The organism is Devosia sp. P1_H9 (assembly GCF_056405135.1).
The window spans coordinates 167,289-184,004 of sequence record NZ_JBFUCQ010000001.1 but is presented as its reverse complement, the minus strand read 5'-3'; the positions used below and the strand labels follow the sequence as shown (position 1 = coordinate 184,004).

18 protein-coding genes and 1 pseudogene are annotated in these 16,716 nt (G+C 65.5%); 11 read left to right on the top strand and 8 right to left on the bottom strand.

Annotated features, from left to right (window positions below):
* Positions 1 to 71: 71 nt before the first annotated feature.
* Positions 72 to 725, bottom strand: coding sequence for a DUF2161 domain-containing phosphodiesterase (locus tag AC1DYL_RS00885; protein WP_477149065.1), 654 nt, complete (start codon positions 723 to 725; stop codon positions 72 to 74).
* Positions 726 to 753: 28 nt separating this feature from the next.
* On the opposite strand from AC1DYL_RS00885, the gene AC1DYL_RS00880 reads away from it, so the two are divergent.
* Together AC1DYL_RS00880 and AC1DYL_RS00875 are read left to right on the top strand one after the other, a co-directional pair.
* Positions 754 to 897: a hypothetical protein gene (locus AC1DYL_RS00880; RefSeq protein WP_477149071.1), complete on the top strand. Its 144-nt coding sequence runs from the start codon at positions 754 to 756 to the stop codon at positions 895 to 897.
* Between the two features lie 128 nt (positions 898 to 1,025).
* The gene (locus AC1DYL_RS00875) at positions 1,026 to 1,304 is read left to right on the top strand and encodes a DUF2277 domain-containing protein (RefSeq protein ID WP_477156652.1); all 279 of its coding nucleotides are present in this window, start codon (positions 1,026 to 1,028) and stop codon (positions 1,302 to 1,304) included.
* 14 nt (positions 1,305 to 1,318) lie between these two features.
* On the opposite strand, the pseudogene AC1DYL_RS00870 reads toward AC1DYL_RS00875, so the two are convergent.
* Together AC1DYL_RS00870 and AC1DYL_RS00865 are read right to left on the bottom strand one after the other, a co-directional pair.
* Positions 1,319 to 1,898, bottom strand: a pseudogene (locus tag AC1DYL_RS00870) (NADPH-dependent FMN reductase).
* 195 nt (positions 1,899 to 2,093) lie between these two features.
* Complete coding sequence (locus tag AC1DYL_RS00865) at positions 2,094 to 2,603, bottom strand: hypothetical protein (RefSeq protein ID WP_477171702.1); 510 nt, start codon at positions 2,601 to 2,603, stop codon at positions 2,094 to 2,096.
* Between the two features lie 211 nt (positions 2,604 to 2,814).
* Between AC1DYL_RS00865 and AC1DYL_RS00860 the strand changes: the two genes are divergently transcribed.
* Together AC1DYL_RS00860 and AC1DYL_RS00855 are read left to right on the top strand one after the other, a co-directional pair.
* Positions 2,815 to 3,870 carry an SH3 domain-containing protein gene (locus tag AC1DYL_RS00860; RefSeq protein ID WP_477148897.1) on the top strand — a complete coding sequence of 352 codons (1,056 nt, stop codon included), beginning with the start codon at positions 2,815 to 2,817 and terminating at the stop codon, positions 3,868 to 3,870.
* A 144-nt stretch (positions 3,871 to 4,014) separates the two neighbouring features.
* Positions 4,015 to 4,497 carry an SRPBCC family protein gene (locus tag AC1DYL_RS00855; RefSeq protein ID WP_477156655.1) on the top strand — a complete coding sequence of 161 codons (483 nt, stop codon included), beginning with the start codon at positions 4,015 to 4,017 and terminating at the stop codon, positions 4,495 to 4,497.
* 90 nt (positions 4,498 to 4,587) lie between these two features.
* Here the strand turns inward: AC1DYL_RS00855 and clpS are convergent, their stop codons facing one another.
* Positions 4,588 to 4,896: an ATP-dependent Clp protease adapter ClpS gene (gene clpS / locus AC1DYL_RS00850; protein WP_477149066.1), complete on the bottom strand. Its 309-nt coding sequence runs from the start codon at positions 4,894 to 4,896 to the stop codon at positions 4,588 to 4,590.
* A gap of 118 nt (positions 4,897 to 5,014) precedes the next feature.
* Between clpS and AC1DYL_RS00845 the strand changes: the two genes are divergently transcribed.
* From AC1DYL_RS00845 to AC1DYL_RS00835, 3 genes are all read left to right on the top strand, one after another.
* On the top strand, positions 5,015 to 7,762 hold the full coding sequence (locus AC1DYL_RS00845; RefSeq protein ID WP_477171701.1) for a M16 family metallopeptidase: 2,748 nt from the start codon (positions 5,015 to 5,017) through the stop codon (positions 7,760 to 7,762).
* 208 nt (positions 7,763 to 7,970) lie between these two features.
* Positions 7,971 to 9,062 (top strand): multicopper oxidase domain-containing protein, encoded by a 1,092-nt coding sequence (locus tag AC1DYL_RS00840; RefSeq protein WP_477171700.1) that lies wholly within the window; start codon positions 7,971 to 7,973, stop codon positions 9,060 to 9,062.
* 1 nt (position 9,063) lies between these two features.
* On the top strand, positions 9,064 to 10,260 hold the full coding sequence (locus AC1DYL_RS00835) for a ZIP family metal transporter (RefSeq protein WP_477156658.1): 1,197 nt from the start codon (positions 9,064 to 9,066) through the stop codon (positions 10,258 to 10,260).
* On the opposite strand, the gene AC1DYL_RS00830 is transcribed toward AC1DYL_RS00835, so the two are convergent.
* A complete protein-coding gene (locus AC1DYL_RS00830; protein WP_477171699.1) occupies positions 10,257 to 11,579 on the bottom strand; it encodes a tetratricopeptide repeat protein in 1,323 nt (440 codons plus the stop codon). The genes AC1DYL_RS00835 and AC1DYL_RS00830 overlap by 4 nt on opposite strands.
* Positions 11,580 to 11,898: 319 nt before the next feature.
* On the opposite strand from AC1DYL_RS00830, the gene AC1DYL_RS00825 reads away from it, so the two are divergent.
* Positions 11,899 to 12,735, top strand: a complete 837-nt coding sequence (locus tag AC1DYL_RS00825; RefSeq protein WP_477171698.1) for an aldo/keto reductase — start codon at positions 11,899 to 11,901, stop codon at positions 12,733 to 12,735.
* A 49-nt stretch (positions 12,736 to 12,784) separates the two neighbouring features.
* Here the strand turns inward: AC1DYL_RS00825 and yddG are convergent, their stop codons facing one another.
* Positions 12,785 to 13,675 carry an aromatic amino acid exporter YddG gene (gene yddG, locus AC1DYL_RS00820; protein WP_477171697.1) on the bottom strand — a complete coding sequence of 297 codons (891 nt, stop codon included), beginning with the start codon at positions 13,673 to 13,675 and terminating at the stop codon, positions 12,785 to 12,787.
* A gap of 80 nt (positions 13,676 to 13,755) precedes the next feature.
* Here yddG and AC1DYL_RS00815 point away from each other — a divergent pair, with 80 nt between their 5' ends.
* The 3 genes from AC1DYL_RS00815 (at position 13,756) to AC1DYL_RS00805 (ending at position 15,884) form a co-directional block, all read left to right on the top strand.
* Positions 13,756 to 14,085: a DUF6665 family protein gene (locus tag AC1DYL_RS00815; protein WP_477171696.1), complete on the top strand. Its 330-nt coding sequence runs from the start codon at positions 13,756 to 13,758 to the stop codon at positions 14,083 to 14,085.
* A 129-nt stretch (positions 14,086 to 14,214) separates the two neighbouring features.
* Positions 14,215 to 15,504, top strand: a complete 1,290-nt coding sequence (locus AC1DYL_RS00810) for an acetoacetate decarboxylase family protein (RefSeq protein ID WP_477171695.1) — start codon at positions 14,215 to 14,217, stop codon at positions 15,502 to 15,504.
* 104 nt (positions 15,505 to 15,608) lie between these two features.
* On the top strand, positions 15,609 to 15,884 hold the full coding sequence (locus AC1DYL_RS00805) for a hypothetical protein (RefSeq protein WP_477156662.1): 276 nt from the start codon (positions 15,609 to 15,611) through the stop codon (positions 15,882 to 15,884).
* Here AC1DYL_RS00805 and AC1DYL_RS00800 read toward each other — a convergent pair.
* Both AC1DYL_RS00800 and AC1DYL_RS00795 read right to left on the bottom strand, forming a co-directional pair.
* Complete coding sequence (locus AC1DYL_RS00800) at positions 15,881 to 16,339, bottom strand: GNAT family N-acetyltransferase (RefSeq protein WP_477156663.1); 459 nt, start codon at positions 16,337 to 16,339, stop codon at positions 15,881 to 15,883. The genes AC1DYL_RS00805 and AC1DYL_RS00800 overlap by 4 nt on opposite strands.
* Positions 16,305 to 16,688 carry an ArsR/SmtB family transcription factor gene (locus AC1DYL_RS00795; protein WP_477148909.1) on the bottom strand — a complete coding sequence of 128 codons (384 nt, stop codon included), beginning with the start codon at positions 16,686 to 16,688 and terminating at the stop codon, positions 16,305 to 16,307. Before AC1DYL_RS00795 ends, AC1DYL_RS00800 begins: the two co-directional genes overlap by 35 nt.
* Positions 16,689 to 16,716 lie beyond the last annotated feature (28 nt).

Sequence of the window (16,716 nt, the reverse complement as noted above, 5' to 3'; positions counted from 1 at the left end):
AACCGAAGCAGGTGGGGAAGGGAACCCCCGGCGCGAATGAAGCCGGTGCAAGTTGTCGCGGAGCGCGGGCCCTATGCGTCGAGCGGCCAGCGCTGCAGCGCTTGCTGTCCGGCATCGGTCAGTCCGTAGAGGCCGCGATCGATGCGGTCGAACCAGCCGTAGACATTGTGGAGCAGGATCTTGGCGGCGATCGGCGTTGTGGCCTTGAGGTCGCGGGGGCGGAGCGGGCCCTGCTGGAGCGCGGCCGCGCAGGCGAGAGCCTGCTGGCGGTACGCCGTCATGATGGGTTGGCGGGTGCTGCCGCCGGCGGTTGGATCGCCCTTCCGGCGCCGATGCTCCTCGACCAGCCGGATGCGCTTGCGGGTGTTTTTCTTCGGCATCGGTGCGATGGGGCTGACGATGATCTCGACGTGGTCGCTGGCGCTGACGCCGAGCATGCCGAGGCCGAGCCGGCGGCACAGATCGCGGAAGCGGCGGTCGCGCTCGCGGCCCTTCCCGGTCGCCGAGGTGCGCGCAGCGATCCAGACCTCGTCGCTCTGTGCCTGCCGGTCGACGGCCTGCAGCACCAGCTCGAGATTGAAGCTCTGCTTGAGCTCGCAGATCACGACCAGCGGCGGCTCGCCCTCGAGGAGGCCAACGAGATCGCAGCCACCGACCTCGCCCTTGACGGAGTAGCCTGCGGCTTCGAGGAAGCTCTTCACGGGTGGATAGAGGGTGGTTTCCAGAGCGGGTCCGATCGGGCGTGATTCTCGGGTGGATGTTACCTCATCAGCGGGCGTCGATCGCGTCACGTACGGCTGCAAGCGTGATGCCGAGGTCGTCGAGGCGGTGGGCGTCCAGCTCGAGCAGGTCGAGCGGTGGATCGACATCGAGGCTGCAGAAGTTCCGGGGACGTGAGGTCGCAACGGAGGGCGAAACTTGTCAGTGCTGAACCAGATACTTAAGTGACCAGGCGAGGCAAAGCCTTGTCCGGGCTCGCCTGAGGTGCGAGTTTTCGATCTGTCAGAGCATCCGGAGATCATGCCATGTGCCGCAACATCCGCCCCCTGTTCAACTTCGAGCCGCCGGCGACACGCAACGAGGTGCATGATGCGTCGCTGCAGTTCGTGCGCAAGATCTCGGGCTACACGCACCCATCGAAGGCCAATGAGGCCGCCTTCAACGATGCCGTCGACGACATCGAGAGGGTAATCAAGCGCCTGCTCAAGGAACTCGAAACCGACGCGCCGAAGCGCGATCGAGAGGTGCTGGCGGCAAGGGCAAAGGAGCGGGCGAAGCTGCGCTACGCCCGGGTCGAGGCCTAGGAACCGGTCAGACGCTACTGCAAGGCAGGGCGCGGGATGGCGGTATAGACGCGCTCGATGAAGCCGTAGAACTCCACCATGTAGTTGCGCAGGAACTCGGCAGTGCCTTCGTTGGTGACGTCGCCGTCGTCGGTGATCAGGCCTGGCTTGAACTGGATATAGGCCTCGATCGAGTTCATCAGCGGCGAGTCGCAGAAGGCCATGACGCTGCGGAGGTTCTGCTGCGCTACGGCGGTGCCAATGGCGCCCGGTGACGTGCCGATGATGGCCGTGGGTTTTCGCGCGAAGGAGTTCTGTCCCCATGGGCGGCTCGCCCAGTCGATGGCGTTCTTCAACCCGCCAGGAATCGAGCGATTGTACTCGGGGGTGACGAACAGCACCGCCTCCGCCGCGGCCAGGGCTGACTTGAAGGCACGGGCGACCGGCGGAAAAATCGGCGTCGTAGTCGTAATTGTAGAGCGGCAGGTCGGCGAAGCCGATCTCGGTCATCTTCATCTCGGCCGGCGCAAGGCGGACCAGCGCCTTGGCCAGTTTGCGATTGATGGAGGCCTTGGCCAGACTGCCGACGAAATACCCAACCTTGACGTCACTCATTGGCTCCTCCTGGGTTCAGGAGGAGGAACAACGCGTGGCTGCTTACGCCGTTGCGAGAAGCTGCGTCGGGCTAGCGTCGTCAAAAGACCGCGCAGTGGCCGTTTTGCGCGGGCCGCGGCAAAAGGATCGTCCGTTGCGGTTAGCGGATGCTTGCCGCGATGCCGGCGCTTTGCGCAGATCGACAGTCCTGACAGATCAGCTCTTCTTGAAGCTGATGGCCGAGGCGGTGGTTTGGCCCTTCTTGTCGACCAGCGTGAAGGCCAGCTTGATGCTGCTGCCGCTCAGCGTCATCACCGAGGAAGCAGTGCCGTAGCTGGTCTTAATGCCGGTGGAGGCGAAGACGATGGTGCTGCCGACCTTCTTGCCGACCGTGGTGGTCGAGGCGCCCTGGGCTGACGACGAGGCCTCATAGCGGTTCTTGGCGTCGTTGTAGACCATGGTGCCGCGGAAGCTGGCAGCGCCGGAGCCGCCGAACGAGCAGCGGCCGGAATAGGTGAGCTTGCCGGCGGTCGACGCCTTGAAGGTCAGCCGACAGACAACGGTGCCGGGATCGGGGCCGACGACCTTGCCGGTGCCGCGCCAGTTGCCGTCATATTTGGCAAGCAGCGCGCTCTCGGCCGGGCCGGCGACGGCGGGTATCGCCACGGGAAGGGCGAGGACGGTTGCTAGAGCCAGGACCTTGAGGCTCGACGGCAAGCGCAACATGGGCATCTCCGGAATCGGGCGGGTTCGGTGGAGCAACGGTAGCGCGAGGGCCTTGGTTGCGGGAAGGGCTATAAGAGTTTCGCGAGAACTGGATGAAGGGGGGATGAACGGAGCGAAACGCCAGTATTCACGGCCGGTTCACAGCGGAAGTGGTTGTCTGCGTATCGTATGCGGGGAAATGCATTCCCTGCAGAGGAGAGGGATGAGGGAAATGAGCATCAATCGGCTCGTCATGACCGCCGCGCTGGTCGCGGCCGGCATGCTGATAAGTACCGCCGGCGCGTTTGCGGTGGAAGCCGCAGCCAAATCGGCAGTGAATGTGCGCACCGGACCCGGAAAGACATTCGGTATCGTCGACCAACTGACGGCCGGCGAGGTGGTGAACGTCACCGAGTGTGCGCCATCGAATTTCTGTTTCGTCGAGCATTCCGGCCCGGACGGTTGGGTGAGCGCCAACTACCTGACCACGGCCGGCGACGACGACGAGGAGGCAATCGAAGAAGGCTCCGGTTCCAATCCGGACTGCAGCTTCGGTTTCAGCATGACGCCGAGCGGCCCGACCATGTCGATCAACTGCGGCGACGGGCCGGCGCCCGGGCCCGGACCAGCGCCTGAGCCGGAAGAAGAGCCGAGCGCCTGCTTCTATGTCGGCAGCAATTTCAACGGCGACGACCTTTGCGTCGGGTTGGGGACGCGCAATGCGCTGAACGCCACGTTCAACAACAAGATCTCGTCGGTGCAGCTGTTCGGCGGTGCCAAGGCCAAGCTCTGCGAGGACACCAACCTTGGTGGCGTCTGCAAGATCGTGACCACCGACACCGGGCCGCTGGTGCCGCAGATCAACAACAAGGCGTCGTCGCTGACGGTCTATGTCGGTGCGCCGCCGATGCCGGAACCGCCCGAGCCGCCGGAAGTGCCGGATACGTTCTCGACCGGTCCGATCGATCTGCAGCAGACCTACACGGCCAACCTCGACAACGGCAACGTGGGCGGTGGCGGGACCGACATCTGGTACCAGGCGGTGACTGCGGTGGAGAAGTACATCACGCCGCAGGCCGGTGCCGGCCTCGCACTCGGCGACGGCTCGAACCGTGGCTATGAAGGGTGCTCGGAAGAGAGCTTCTCGTCCGACAGCATCCCGCTCGCCGATGTCCCGCCGGGCACCTATGTGTGCGCCAAGACCAACCAGGGCCGCATCTCGCAGTTCCGCGTCAACGGCTTTGTCGGGACGACGATGAAGCTCGGGTACACCACCTGGGCGAACTGAGCGCCTGACTAACCAATGCAAGGGGCCCGGAGCATTCTCCGGGCCCCTTCGTTTTTTCCGAGGTTTTTTCGCCGGGGCTGTCGATTCCAGCGCGCGTGCTTCGTCGTGAAGTCGAACAGGCAGTTCAAAACAGAGGAAACCGACATGACAACGAAGCTCGATATCGCCCCCGAGAACGACAACCAGCTGGTGCTGGCACGGATCATCGATGCGCCGGTGGAACAGGTGTACCGCGGCTGGACCGACCCCAAACTGATGAAGAGGTGGTTCGCGCCGCGGCCGTGGACGACATCGGAGGCGAGCCTCGACCTGCGGCCCGGAGGCGGGAACGTCGTCACCATGGTCGATGAGAATGGCACCGAGTACCCCAATGCCGGCCAGTACCTGGAAGTGGTGCCGAACCGGAAGCTGGTGTTCACGGATGCCTATACCGGCGACTGGCAGGCGAGCGAGAAGCCGTTCATGACGGTGACCCTGACGTTCGAGGATATCGGCGGCAAGACGCGCTACATCGCGCGCTGCCAGCACTGGAACGCCGAGGACAAGGCGGCGCACGAGCAGATGGGCTTCCACGAAGGCTGGGGCATGGTCACCGACCAGCTCGAGGAAGTGCTGAAGGCCAACTGACCGAGCCCGCGCTGGGCCGGTGGCGACTGCCGCCGGCCTTGTTGGTTCAGCCCGCCTTGCCGTCCGTGGTCGGCTGTCGGTCAACCGGCGCTATTCTTCGGGTTCGGTGGTGAAAAGCAGCGGGTAGCCCTCGTTGCGCGCCATTTCGGTGGCGCGGTTCGCCTTGGTCTCGGCGATCTCCTGGGTGAATACCGCGACGACGCAGGACCCCTTGGTGTGAGCGGTGATCATGATGCGGTGGGCCTGGTCCTCGGTGATGCGGAACTCGGCCTTCAGCACGCGCACGACGAAGTCGCGCGGGGTGAAGTCGTCGTTGAGCAGGATCACCTTGTAGAGCGGCGGACGCGCCACTTTGGGCACGGTCTTGGTGCGCGGCTTGGTGTCGGTGTCGTTGGCCATGGTCGGGGTAATATAGTGCACGTTCGGGGGCGCCGCATCCCGTCGATGCGAGACGTATGCGTGGACTGGGGCCGCCGGCGATGCCATGAATGGCGCGCTTTTCATCAGGATCTACTGCATGCGCCTTATTGGTTCGCTACTCGTTGTTGTCGGTTTCGTGCTGGCCGGGACTGCAGCTTCAACTGCCGAGGATCAGCCGCCGGTGGTGCAGTACCGGCTCGACAACGGGCTGGAAGTGCTGCTGGCACCGGACCATAAGGTGCCCAAGGTGGGGCTGGCGCTGGTCTACGGGGTCGGCGGCATGAACGAGCCGGCAGGCCGCTCGGGCTTCGCGCATCTGTTCGAGCACCTGATGTTCAGCGGCACCGAGGAATACCCGCGGATCGACGACACCTACTCGGCACTCGGGGTGCAGAACAACGCTTTCACCGAGGAAGACCGGACGATCTATGTCGATGATGCGCTGGCCTCGACATTGCCGGTGCTGCTGTCGGTGGAAGCCGACCGGATGGCCAATCTCGGGCGCGCAGTCGATCAGCGCGAGCTCGACCTGCAGCGCGACGTGGTGAAGAACGAGATGCGGCAGACTGTGCTCGACAGCGCCGGCCAGCCGGGGATGGAAGCGCTGCGTGCGGCGCTGTTCCCCAAGCCGCACCCCTACGCGGAATCGGTGATTGGCTCGATCGCCGACGTCGATGCGGCCAAGCTCGAGGACGTGAAGGCATTCTTCGATGCGTATTACGTGCCCAACAATGCGGTGCTGTCGCTGGCTGGAGATTTCGACGTCGAGGCGGTGAAGGCGATGATCGCCGAGACGTTCGGGCTGGTGCCGCGAGGCGCCGACGTGACGGTACCGACGGCGAGCGCGCCGAAGCCAGTGGCGTTGCGGCTGGATTTCACCGACAGGCTGCCATCGCCGATCGTGGTGCTGGCTGTAGCGGGGCCGGGGGTGGATGCACCGCAGAGCGTGGCGCTGACCGTAGCGACGGACCTGTTGGGCAATTACGAGTACGGCGTGCTGCGGCGCGAACTGGTGAACACTGGGATCGCGATCAATGCGAGTGCCGGCTGGGATCCCGGGCGCTTCGGCGGGCGGCTGCTGATTTCGGCAACGGCGGCGCCGGGCGTCGCGCCGGATGTGCTGGAGGCGGCGCTGCGCAAGTCGGTGGCCGGGTTTGCAGCCTCGACACTCGATGCGGCGGATATCGAGCGGGCGCGGCGGTCGCTGCGGCTTGGCCGGCAGCTCAGCGCAGAGTCGATGCTGGATCGGGCGCGGGCGCTGGCCACGCGCTTCGACCTTTATGGCGCGGATTCGCCCGGGCTGGGTGATGATCCGAAGCTGCTGACGCTGACGGCGGCGGAGGTGGAAGCAGCGTTTCGGGCGCTGGTGGTGCCGGAGGCGCTGAGCGTCTTGACCATCACGCCAGGTGCACGCAGCGATTATCCGGCAGTGCTGAAGGCGAGTTCGGGCACCGCTGAGCCGATCGCCGCGGCGCCGCGGCCCGTGGTCAGTGTGCCGATGCTGGCGGCGGGTAAGCCTGGGCAAGCCGAGCTGCCGCCGATCGAGACGGCGACGCTGTCGAACGGCATCCGGCTGGTGCACTACAAGACGGACGACTCGCCACGCGTGCTGGTCGCGGCATCGGTGGCTGGCGGCAGCGGCAGCGACGAGCCGGGCAAGGAAGGGCTGGTCGAACTGACTGCCATGATGATGTCGCGTGGGGCGGGCGAGCGCGGCTTCGAGGCGTTCAGCAAGGCGGCCAAGGATATTGGCGCTGACCTATCGGGCCAGGCGGACATGCAGCAGACCGCAGTGGTGCTGGCGGTGCCGCCCGAGGATTTCGGGGCGGGCGTCGACCTGTTGGCAGATGCGGTGTTGCGGCCGCGGTTCGAGCCGAGCGAGTGGGGGGCGCTGCGCGCCGAGGTGCAGCAAGGGCTGGCCTATCGCAAGATGGATCCGGGCAGCCTTGCCTATTACGCGATGGAGGAACTGGCATTCCCGATCCCGGAAGGGCGGGCGGCGCTGGAGACCACGCCGGCGACGGTGGATGCGCTTACGGTCAACGAAGCCCGGGCCATGCACCTCAGGCTCTTCACGCCCAGGACGATGACGATCTACAGCGTCGGCGCGATCGGGCTCGATGCGGTGAAGCCAGAGCTCGAGCGGGCGTTCGGCGCGTGGAGCAATGACAGTGCCGGGCTGAAGCCAGTGCCGCATCCGTCGGCGGCGTTCGCTGAGGGGCTCAAGGTCTATATCGCGCCGAGCGTCGGCGACAGCCAGGCGATCATCTACCTGGCGCGGCCGGCGCCAGCGTTCAACGATCCGGGACTGGTGGAGACCATTGCGGTGGCGCGGTTGCTGGGTGGGGATTTCACCAGCCGGCTGAACCAGGTGCTGCGCGAGACGCATGGCTATTCGTACGGCGTCGATGCGTCGGTGTGGTCGAACATCCCGACGGGCGGCATGCTGACGGTTTCGTCGGCGGTGCAGGCGGACAAGGTGGGGCCGGCGCTGGCTGATATCATCGCGGGATTCGGCAGCCTGGCGTCGGTGCCGGTGGCCGATGCGGAGTTGGCGCGGACGGTGATGGCGACGGCGGCAGGCACAGCCGGTTCGGTTGAGACGTCGGGCGGGCTGTTCGGGCTCGTGATGAGTGCCGCCGGCATGGGGCTGACGGCGGAGGAACTGAACGGCAAGCTCGATGAGATCGTGGCGCTGAAGCTGCCGGCGGTGCAGGCGGCAGCGCAGTCGATGGCGTCGCTGGAGCGTGCGGTGGTGGTCATCGCGGGCGATCCGCAGTCCATCCTGCCGCAGTTGGAGACGATCGGCATTACCGACGTGACGGTGATCCCGCCGGACGAGTGATCTGACGCTTGGCGCTCACGAGCTAGCTCTTCGGACCGATAGCTGAGGGGTGGACTAAGACCCGTCTCCACCCGCCACTTACGGCTCGTGATCTTGCAAATGATATGCACTTGCAGCGTTCTGGCGTTCTGCTAGCATCGCAAATGCGAACCATTCGCAATTGGAGGCTGGCTTGGCGTCGGAATCATCCCTGCGGCGCAGAGATTTGTTGTGGGCAAGCCTTGCGGCGGCCGGCGGTACGGCTGTCGCGCTGAAGGGAGCGCTCGGGCAGGAAAACCACACGGGGCACGCCGGCATGGCGACCCCCGATGTGGCGCCCGAGCCTAGCGACGCCGCCTATGGCGGGGCGCACTCGGCGCATGGCGACATGATGACGGTGGGCGACGTCGATGAAGGCGCCAATGGCTTCACCGCAACGCAGCTGCTGACCGAGTGGGAGACCGGCACCGTCTCGACGTTGCCCGACGGGCGGACCCTGCGCAGCTTCGTGATCGAGGCGATCGACAGGGAGATCGAGATTGCGCCAGGCGTGAAGTTCCCGGCCTGGACCTACAATGGCCGTGTACCGGGGCCGGCGATCCGGGCCAAGGAGGGCGATCGGCTGCAGATCACCTTCAAGAATTTCGGCTCGCACCCACACTCGATGCACTTCCACGGCATCCATTCGGCGCGGATGGATGGGGTGCCCGGGGCTGGGCTGATCAACCCCGGCGAGACCTTCGTCTACGAGTTCGACGCTTTTCCCTTTGGCTGCCACCTCTATCACTGTCACGCCCTGCCGCTGCGGCGGCACATGCACAAAGGCATGTACGGAGCGTTCGTCATCGACCCCGATCCGGCATTGCATCCGGAGGCGGCGGAAGTGGCGAAGTCGCGCTTACTGGGGACGCCGGAGAACGCGCGCTGGCAGGAACTGGTGATGGTGATGAACGCCTTCGACACCAATTTCGATAGCGAGAACGAGTTCTACGCCGTCAACTCGATCGCCCATGCCTACGCCAAGGTGCCGATCCGGATCGAGAAGAGCCGGCCGGTGCGGATCTATCTGGTCAACGTGACCGAGTTCGACCCGATCAATTCGTTCCACCTGCACGCGAACTTCTTCGACTACTACGATACGGGCACGAACCTTTCGCCGACGCTCAGGACCGTGGACCTGATCACGCAGTGCCAGGCGCAGCGCGGCATTCTGGAGTTCAGCTATGCCAGGCACGAGCCCGGCCAATACATGTTCCATGCGCACCAGACCGAGTTCACGGAGCTCGGCTGGATGGGCATGTTCGACGTGGTGGAGGCCTGAGATGAGCGATGCTGCCCAGACCGTCGATGTTGTGCCGAAGCCGTCCGGCTGGACGCGGCTGCTGTGGGTGTTGCTGCCAATGCTGGCGCTGACGGCAGCGCTGGCCTGGGTGTTCGTTGCCGACCCACTGAGGAGCTTCGACAACGGCGCGCCGCCGGTCGAGGGGCTGACCGTGGAGCGGACGGTGCTGGACAGCAGCGGGGTCAAGCTGCAGGTGCGGGCAGGCGGCTCGACTGACATGCGGATCGCGCAGGTGCAAGTGGACGACGCCTATTGGGTGTTTGCGCAGGACCCGCCCGGACCGCTGCCGCGCGGCACCACCGCGTGGGTATCGCTCGCCTATCCGTGGGTGCTGGGAGAGGCGCACGCGGTGCGGTTCGTTACCGATACCGGGGCGACGTTCGATCATGAGATCGCGGTGGCGGTGCCGACGCCGCAGCCAACTGCTACGGCACTGGGCGCACAGGCGATCATCGGGTTGATCGTCGGGCTGCTGCCGGTAAGTGTGGGGCTGATGTTCTATCCCGCCCTGCGCGGCATCGGCCGCGAGGGCATGAACTTCCTCCTGGCGCTCACGGTTGGGTTGCTTGGGTTCCTGCTGGTCGACATGAGCAGCGAGGCGCTGGAGGTGGCCGGCGAGGCCGCGGCGATGTTCCAGGGGCCGGCGCTGGTGGTGCTGGCCGGAGCAGCGAGCTTCCTGGTGCTGATGGCCGCAGGGCGCTGGCGCGGGGCACCGAGCGGGGTGCAACTGGCGTTCTTCATCGCGCTCGGCATCGGGCTGCACAACTTTGGCGAAGGCCTTGCAATCGGGGCGGCATTCGCGTCCGGCGCGGCCGGGCTGGGCCTGTTCCTGATCGCCGGGTTCACGTTGCACAACGTCACCGAAGGTATCGGCATCGCTGCGCCGATCCTCAAGGAGAAGGTCCCGCTGTGGTCGTTCGCGGCGCTGGCGGTGCTGGCGGGCGGGCCTGCGGTGGTCGGCCTCTGGATCGGCAGCCTGGCCACGGCGCCGCAATGGACGGCACTGGCGCTTGGTGTGGGAGCGGGCGCGATCCTGCAGGTGATCATCGAGGTCGGCGCATACCTGGTGCGCAGCAATGCGGGCAAGGCGGGGACCTGGTTCACCCCGGCGGTGATCGGCGGCCTGATCGCCGGCGGCGCCGTGATGTATGTCACCGGGGCGTTGGTGAAGATCTAGGGGAGCGGCAGGCCAAGGCGGGCGAGCAGGGCGGCAAAACGTGGCTCGTTGCGCAGGCTGCGGAATTCCGGCTCGACCAGCAGGCCAATAGTTTCGCCGCGTTCGACAGAGGTCTCGAGGTAGCTGAGTGCCTGGTCCTTGTCGCCGAGCAGCGCGGCTGTGGCGGCGACCTTGTAGGCCTGCTCGCGCTCGGCCTGGAACTGGCGCTTCTGCTCGGCGAGCATCGCGGTGAGCATGGCTTCGCCACCGGCTGATAGGGCCTGGCGCGCGGTTTTGGCGATCAACTGCCGGGCGGCACTGCCTTCGACCTGGGCGGAGATCTCGTAGTTATCGAGGAACTCCGCGTAGCGATGCTGGTCGAGATAGATGGTAGCGAGATAGGCGGGGACTGCGAGGTAGTCGGGATTGGCTTGGCGCAACTGCTCGAGCATGGCGATCGCGGCCTGGGTATCGCCGGCGTAGTAGTGGATCAGCGCGGCATTGGCGCGGACGGAGCGCGAGTCCGGCTGCAGGGCAAGGGCGCGGTCGATCAGTTCGCGCGGGCGCTCGAACTTGCCCATGTGCATCGAGGTCAGTGCGTACCAGTGCAGCGCCTGGGCGTTGTCCGGCATGAGCGCAAGCGACTTTTCGAACAGCTCGGCAGAACGGGCGAATTGGTGCTCCCCGTAAAAGGCGTTGAAGCCGAGGGCGGCATAGGCCTCGGCCAAAGCGGGATCGAGCGTGATGGCACGCTCGGCGGCGGCCTTGGCCTTGGCGTAGGACTCCGGCGCGGGCGCCGAGGTGTACTGACTGATGAGGTTGTAAACGTTGGCGAGGCCGACCTCGGCGCGGGCATAGCCGGGTGCGATCGCCAGCGCTGCATCGAACTTCTCAATGGCGGTGGCAAAGCCGGAAGCGGTGCGGCTGGTCCAGGCGATGACGCCGTCGTCATAGAGGGCGCGGGCCTCGGACGGGATGGGTGGCGCTGCATCAGGCCGGGATGGGGCGGTGGCGACCAAGCCGATAGTGATGAGGCCGAGGATCGCCATCACTGCGGCGATGGGCAGGAACAACCGCCGGCGGGTTGGCGCAGACGTGGCCTCGATGGGACCTGCTGCGATGACCATCGGACGCGGGGCACTCAGCCAGGCCTCGAGTTCGTTCACATAGGCAAAGACCGACGTTCTGGTGCCGCCAGGCACACGGCGCACCGGCAGGCCGCGGATGGTTTCCCAGCGCTTCACCGTGCGTTCGTCCTTGCCGAAGAAGGCGGCGATCTCCTTCCAGCTGTTCAGGCGCTGGCCTAACCCCTCCGAGCCGGGTTGGTCAGACGTGTGCAAGCTCCGAATTCCGTCGTCCATCACGGTTGCCCTCGTGAGCAATTAACCGTTGAAGGCGGGCGGGGAGTCAACTGCGATACAGCGCATTTGATCGAACGGGCGAAACGACCCGTTCTTAGCTTTCCGGAAGCACCGGCAGATGACGCTGGAGGCGATATCGTCTATGAACGATGAAGGCGTCTGCTCGGGCGTGGATCCGCGGCGCCTGAACCTTTCCCCACCGGCGGCATTGTACCGCCGCACACCAGACATCGCCGTCCGCCCTAAGCGTCACGTCCTGCGGCCGGCTTGTCTCATCGATAATACTCGGAGGCAGTAAATGGCATCGGTTCCATCCATCAAACTTCGCGACGGCAATTCCATCCCGCAACTGGGGCTGGGTGTGTGGCAGGTCGACCCGGCGATCACCGCGCGCGTCGTCACGGACGCGATAGAAGCCGGCTACCGGTCCATCGACACGGCCGAGGGCTACAACAACGAAGAGGGCGTGGGCGAGGCGATCAAGCGCTCCAGCGTGCCACGCGATCAGCTGTTCATCACGTCGAAGCTTCGCAACGGCGGACATGCCCGCGACCTGGCGTTGAAGAGCTTCGATGCGACAATGAATGCGTTGGGGATCGACCAGCTCGACCTGTTCCTGATCCACTGGCCGGTGCCCAGCCAGGACAAATATGTCGAAGCCTGGAAGACACTGGTGGAGCTGAAGACGCAGGGGCGGATCCGCTCGATCGGCGTGTCGAACTTCAACCAGGATCATCTCGAGCGCATCATCGGGGAAACCGGCGAGACCCCTGTGGTCAACCAGATCGAACTGCATCCGCGGTTCCAGCAGCGCGACAAGCGCGACTTCCACAAGGCCAACAACATCATCATCGAGAGCTGGAGCCCGCTGGGCTCGGGCCGCATGCTCGACGATGCGACGGTGGGCACGATCGCCAAGAAGCACGGCAAGTCGATCGCGCAGACGATCATCCGCTGGCACCTGCAGGAGGGGCTGATCGTCATCCCGAAGTCGACGCACAAGGAGCGCATCGTGGAGAATTTCGACGTGTTCGGCTTCGAGCTCGATGCCGACGACATGGCGAAGATCAATGGCCTGAACAAGGGCAGCGGCCGCGTCGGGTCGGACCCGGCGACGGCGGCGTTCCTGTTCTGAAGTCTGCGCTGGTGTGAAGCATGAAGGCCGGGAGCGATCCCGGCCTTTTCTATTCGGCAACCGCGATGCGGCGGCGGAACAGCAGGTCCTTGGCGGCGAGGACGGCGCCAGCGGTGATCAGCAAGCAGGCGATCAGGATCATGTGGCTGTAGGTCGCGTAGCCGGTGAGGATCAGGATCAGGGTGGAGAGCAGGGGCGCGGAGTAGGAGGCGGCGCCGAGCACCTGGATGTCGCCGCGCTTCACCCCGATGTCCCAGACATAGAAGGCGAGCCCGACCGGGCCGAGGCCGAGCCCGATCAGCGCAGCCCATTGCCAGAGGTCGGTGGGCCAGATGGTCTGCTCGAGGAGCAGGTGGCAAATGGCGGCGAGGACGGCAGTGACGAGGCAGAAGCCGGCGATGGCATCGCTGCTGACGGCGGCGAAGCGGCGCGACAGCACCGAATAGGCCGACCAGATGAGGGCGGCGCAGAGCGCAGCGGCATAGCCGACGGCATATTGCGGATCGAAGCCAAAGCCCTGGCCGCGGGTGACGACGAGGACCGCGCCGCTGAGCGCCAGGGCGCAGCCGGCGACGTGCTGCCACTTCAGCCGTTCACCGGGGAGGAGGGCGGAGAACACCACGATCAGCAGCGGCCAGAGGTAGTTGATCAGCCCGGCCTCGACCGGCGGCGCGTTCCTGAGCGCGAAGAAATAGCAGAAGTGGTAGCCGAAGAGGCCGACCACCCCGAGCAGCCAGACCGGCAGCGGCTGGCGCATCGCTTTGATGGCGCCGGGGCGCAGCACCAGCAGCGACAGCCCGCCGATGGCGAAGGTGACGGCAGTCAGCTGGAAGGCCGGCATGGTGCCGCTGGCGGCGGTGAAAAAGGCCAGCAGCGACCACAGCATCACGGCGGCGAAGCCGATGAAGGTGGCGGTGGAGCGCGAGAGATGGTTGGTCATCCGTTGCTTCTAGCGTGGCCGGACGGGTTTGGGGAAGGGCGGGGGTTGCAGCCGCCGGTCGCGTTTCCTAGCTTTGCGGGATGAGCCTCAGCGCAGCCGATCTTCTTGAACTCCGCCAACGCCTTACCAGCGGATTTGGTCCGATCGAGAGCGAGGTGCTGGCCGAGAAGGCATCGTCGCTGGGCCACCATGGGCGGCAGGTGGAGAAGGCCATGGCGGCGCTGAGGGCGTTCGACGCCGCTCCCGGCACTGCGGATGAGCGCATGGTTCTGGTCAAGGCCGCGGCGCGAGACGTGTGGAAGTTCTTCGTGCAGCGCGAAGCCTGCGGCATGCGCGACCAAAGGGACGCCATCCGTCATTACGGCATCCCGCAAGAGGTGCTGGTTCGGCTCGGCGCGGTGGAGAAATGAACCGGATTGATCCGGCACTTCGATCTCACTAGAATCTATGAGATCGATTACATGCCAAGCCGGTGCGGGACGTTAAGTACGGATTGGATCACGTGGATCGAGTTGTCTTGATACGGCCCGGGAACGCCGATGCTCGGCGATAAGGTACGCAAGTCCCTCAGGGACATGGATACGCCATCCGCAGCCTTGCGTCCGGCTGCCGACATCGTCCCGCCCTTCCACAAGCTTGCCGTCGACGTGATCTGGGCGGGGTTCCGGATCGATCCGGAGGCGGTGCGGCCGTTCCTGCCCGAAGGGCTGGTGCTATCGCCGGCCAGTATCGGCGTGCTCGGCATCTACCAGGCGCCGTCCGGCTATGGCATCGCGCCGTACACGCGCGGGCTGGTGGGCGTGTCGGTAGAGGGGCTGGCCGGCTCCGACGTGGGCGAGGGCATGTTCGTGATGGGCAACATCATGGATGAGCCGGGCGCCGCGACGATGCGGCGGTTCTATTCGGGCGCGACGGTGGAGGGCACCGCGCGCACCTGGCGGGAGGGTGACCTGCTGCACGGTGTAGCTTCCGTCGGCGGTGTCGACTGGCTGCGGGCGACGATCCGGCCGGGTGAAACTCGACCGGGGCTGTCGGGTGTCGACAACTTCCTAGGCATCACGCAGGCCGGCTTGATCAAGCATGCCGACTCGACCGTGGCGGATCTGGCGGATGCCGAGATCGTGACGCTGGAGATCACCGATGCGGCGCCCGACTACATGCGGGCGCTGCGGCCGGTTGAGTACGTGTTCGCGCTGGATGCATCGCGGGTGAACTCGATCTGGAGCGAGCCGCGGGTGGTGGGGCTCACGACCTCGGGCAACGCGGCATCGGTGTTCCTGGGGTTGATCGAGGATACCGGCCGCGCCGCCGCAGTGGTGCGGCAGGATGGGACGCTGATCGAGGCCAATGCCAGCGGACGGGCCCTGCTCGGACCGGATGGTTCGCGGCCGGGTGAGCCGCTGCTCAGTGGTCTGGCAGCGGAGCGGCAGGCACTGGGCCATGCGTTGAAGATGAGCTGTGCGCGCAAAGGGCCGCGGGTGTCGGAGCCGATCGCGCTGACGAGGGCTGGGGGCGGACGCCTGCTGGCCTATGTGTTGCCGCTCGAGCATGGTGAGCACGGCAAGGATTGTGCGCTGGTGCTGTTGGCCGACACACGCGAGCCGGAGCGGCGCGATGCGGTGCAGATGCTGCAGTTGTTTGGCCTAACTGGCGCCGAAGCGAAGCTTGCCGCTTTGGTAGGCATTGGCCACCCGCCGCGTGGCGCTGCCGCTGAACTGAGCATCTCCGAGCACACGGCGCGGTCGACACTCAAAACCGTCTACGACAAGCTCGGAATCAGGAAGCAGTCGGAGCTCGGCCACCTCGTGGCGCGCCTGCAGTATCTGTAGAAGCAATGCTGTCCATAGATGGCTGCCCCCCGCATTTGTGGGGTGCGGCGGGTCGCGCGTGATGTGCATCCTTTGCCCTGGATGCTGCGAAATGGATGGCTGCCGTGCTCGACCTGTTGGAAAAACGCGCCAAACCCAAAGCGCCGCAGCTCACGGGACTGACTGTCGGCGACGTCATCGCTATGCTGGAGACGTTCGACCCTTCGGCGCCGGTGATGGTGCATGGCGAGAGCGGTGGCTTTGAGGAAGTACTGGGCTTCCGCACCACCGGCGTGGCGCTGAACGTCAATTCGGCCGAGGGCTTCGGACCGCACGACGTGCCTGATGACGGGGCGCAGCCCGACCTCGTCGCCGTTGTGCTGCGGTCGACCGAGCGCTAAAGCGCTAGCTTGAAACCTTCGTGGCTCTTGGAAAAACCCAGCCGCTCGTAGAAGCGGTGGGCATCGAGCCGCTTCTTGTTCGAGGTGAGCTGGACGAGACCGCAACCGCGAGCCCGCGCCTGTTCGATGGCCCAACCGATCATCTCGCCACCCAGCCCCAGGTTGCGATGTGTCGGGGCGATGTGCACGGCCTCGATGAGGCTGCGGAGCTCGCCGAGGCGGTTGATGCCAGGGATGTAGGTCAGCTGCATGGTGCCGACTACTTGTCCCTCGAACTCGGCGATCACCAACTGCTGGTTGGGGTCGGTTGCGATGGCATCGAACGCGGCGATGTAGCGTGGGTGGTGTGGCTGGTCGGGTAGGTCAGCACTGGGCGCGACATTGTCGTCGACAATCAGCCGGACGATGAAGCCGAGATCGTCAGGGGTCGCGTCGCGAAAGCTCAGCCGGCTCATTCGGTTCGTCCTCGAATCCATCGATGTGCAGATCACGGGTACTGGTGATGATCGAGTCGAGGAAGCCGGGGAAGCGCGCGTCGAGATCGGTGCGGCGCAGGGTGACGCGGCGGCGCGTACCCTCGGGGGTGACATTGACCACGCCGGCCTCGCGCAGCTTGCCTACGTGGTAGGTAATCGACGTCTTGCTGGCGAGATCGGTAAACTGACCGCAGGTCATGCCGATGCCTTCGCAGCGCGACAAATGGCCGATGATGGCGAGCCGCGTCTCATCGCCCAGTGCGGTGAGCACGTTGGGAAGGGTGATCTGATCGGCATCGGGATGCGGCAAAGTCGGCTGTGTGCTCATGCCGTTTAACTATGCCATTTCCTGTCAA

Coding starts and splice junctions, on each gene's coding strand:
- AC1DYL_RS00795 (WP_477148909.1), bottom strand. CDS start 16,688: ATGAGCACACAGCCGACTTTGCCGCATCCCGATGCCGATCAGATCACC.
- AC1DYL_RS00845 (WP_477171701.1), top strand. CDS start 5,015: ATGCGCCTTATTGGTTCGCTACTCGTTGTTGTCGGTTTCGTGCTGGCC.
- AC1DYL_RS00835 (WP_477156658.1), top strand. CDS start 9,064: ATGAGCGATGCTGCCCAGACCGTCGATGTTGTGCCGAAGCCGTCCGGC.
- AC1DYL_RS00875 (WP_477156652.1), top strand. CDS start 1,026: ATGTGCCGCAACATCCGCCCCCTGTTCAACTTCGAGCCGCCGGCGACA.
- clpS (WP_477149066.1), bottom strand. CDS start 4,896: ATGGCCAACGACACCGACACCAAGCCGCGCACCAAGACCGTGCCCAAA.
- AC1DYL_RS00815 (WP_477171696.1), top strand. CDS start 13,756: ATGAGCCTCAGCGCAGCCGATCTTCTTGAACTCCGCCAACGCCTTACC.
- yddG (WP_477171697.1), bottom strand. CDS start 13,675: ATGACCAACCATCTCTCGCGCTCCACCGCCACCTTCATCGGCTTCGCC.
- AC1DYL_RS00810 (WP_477171695.1), top strand. CDS start 14,215: ATGCTCGGCGATAAGGTACGCAAGTCCCTCAGGGACATGGATACGCCA.
- AC1DYL_RS00865 (WP_477171702.1), bottom strand. CDS start 2,603: ATGTTGCGCTTGCCGTCGAGCCTCAAGGTCCTGGCTCTAGCAACCGTC.
- AC1DYL_RS00860 (WP_477148897.1), top strand. CDS start 2,815: ATGAGCATCAATCGGCTCGTCATGACCGCCGCGCTGGTCGCGGCCGGC.
- AC1DYL_RS00825 (WP_477171698.1), top strand. CDS start 11,899: ATGGCATCGGTTCCATCCATCAAACTTCGCGACGGCAATTCCATCCCG.
- AC1DYL_RS00855 (WP_477156655.1), top strand. CDS start 4,015: ATGACAACGAAGCTCGATATCGCCCCCGAGAACGACAACCAGCTGGTG.
- AC1DYL_RS00800 (WP_477156663.1), bottom strand. CDS start 16,339: ATGAGCCGGCTGAGCTTTCGCGACGCGACCCCTGACGATCTCGGCTTC.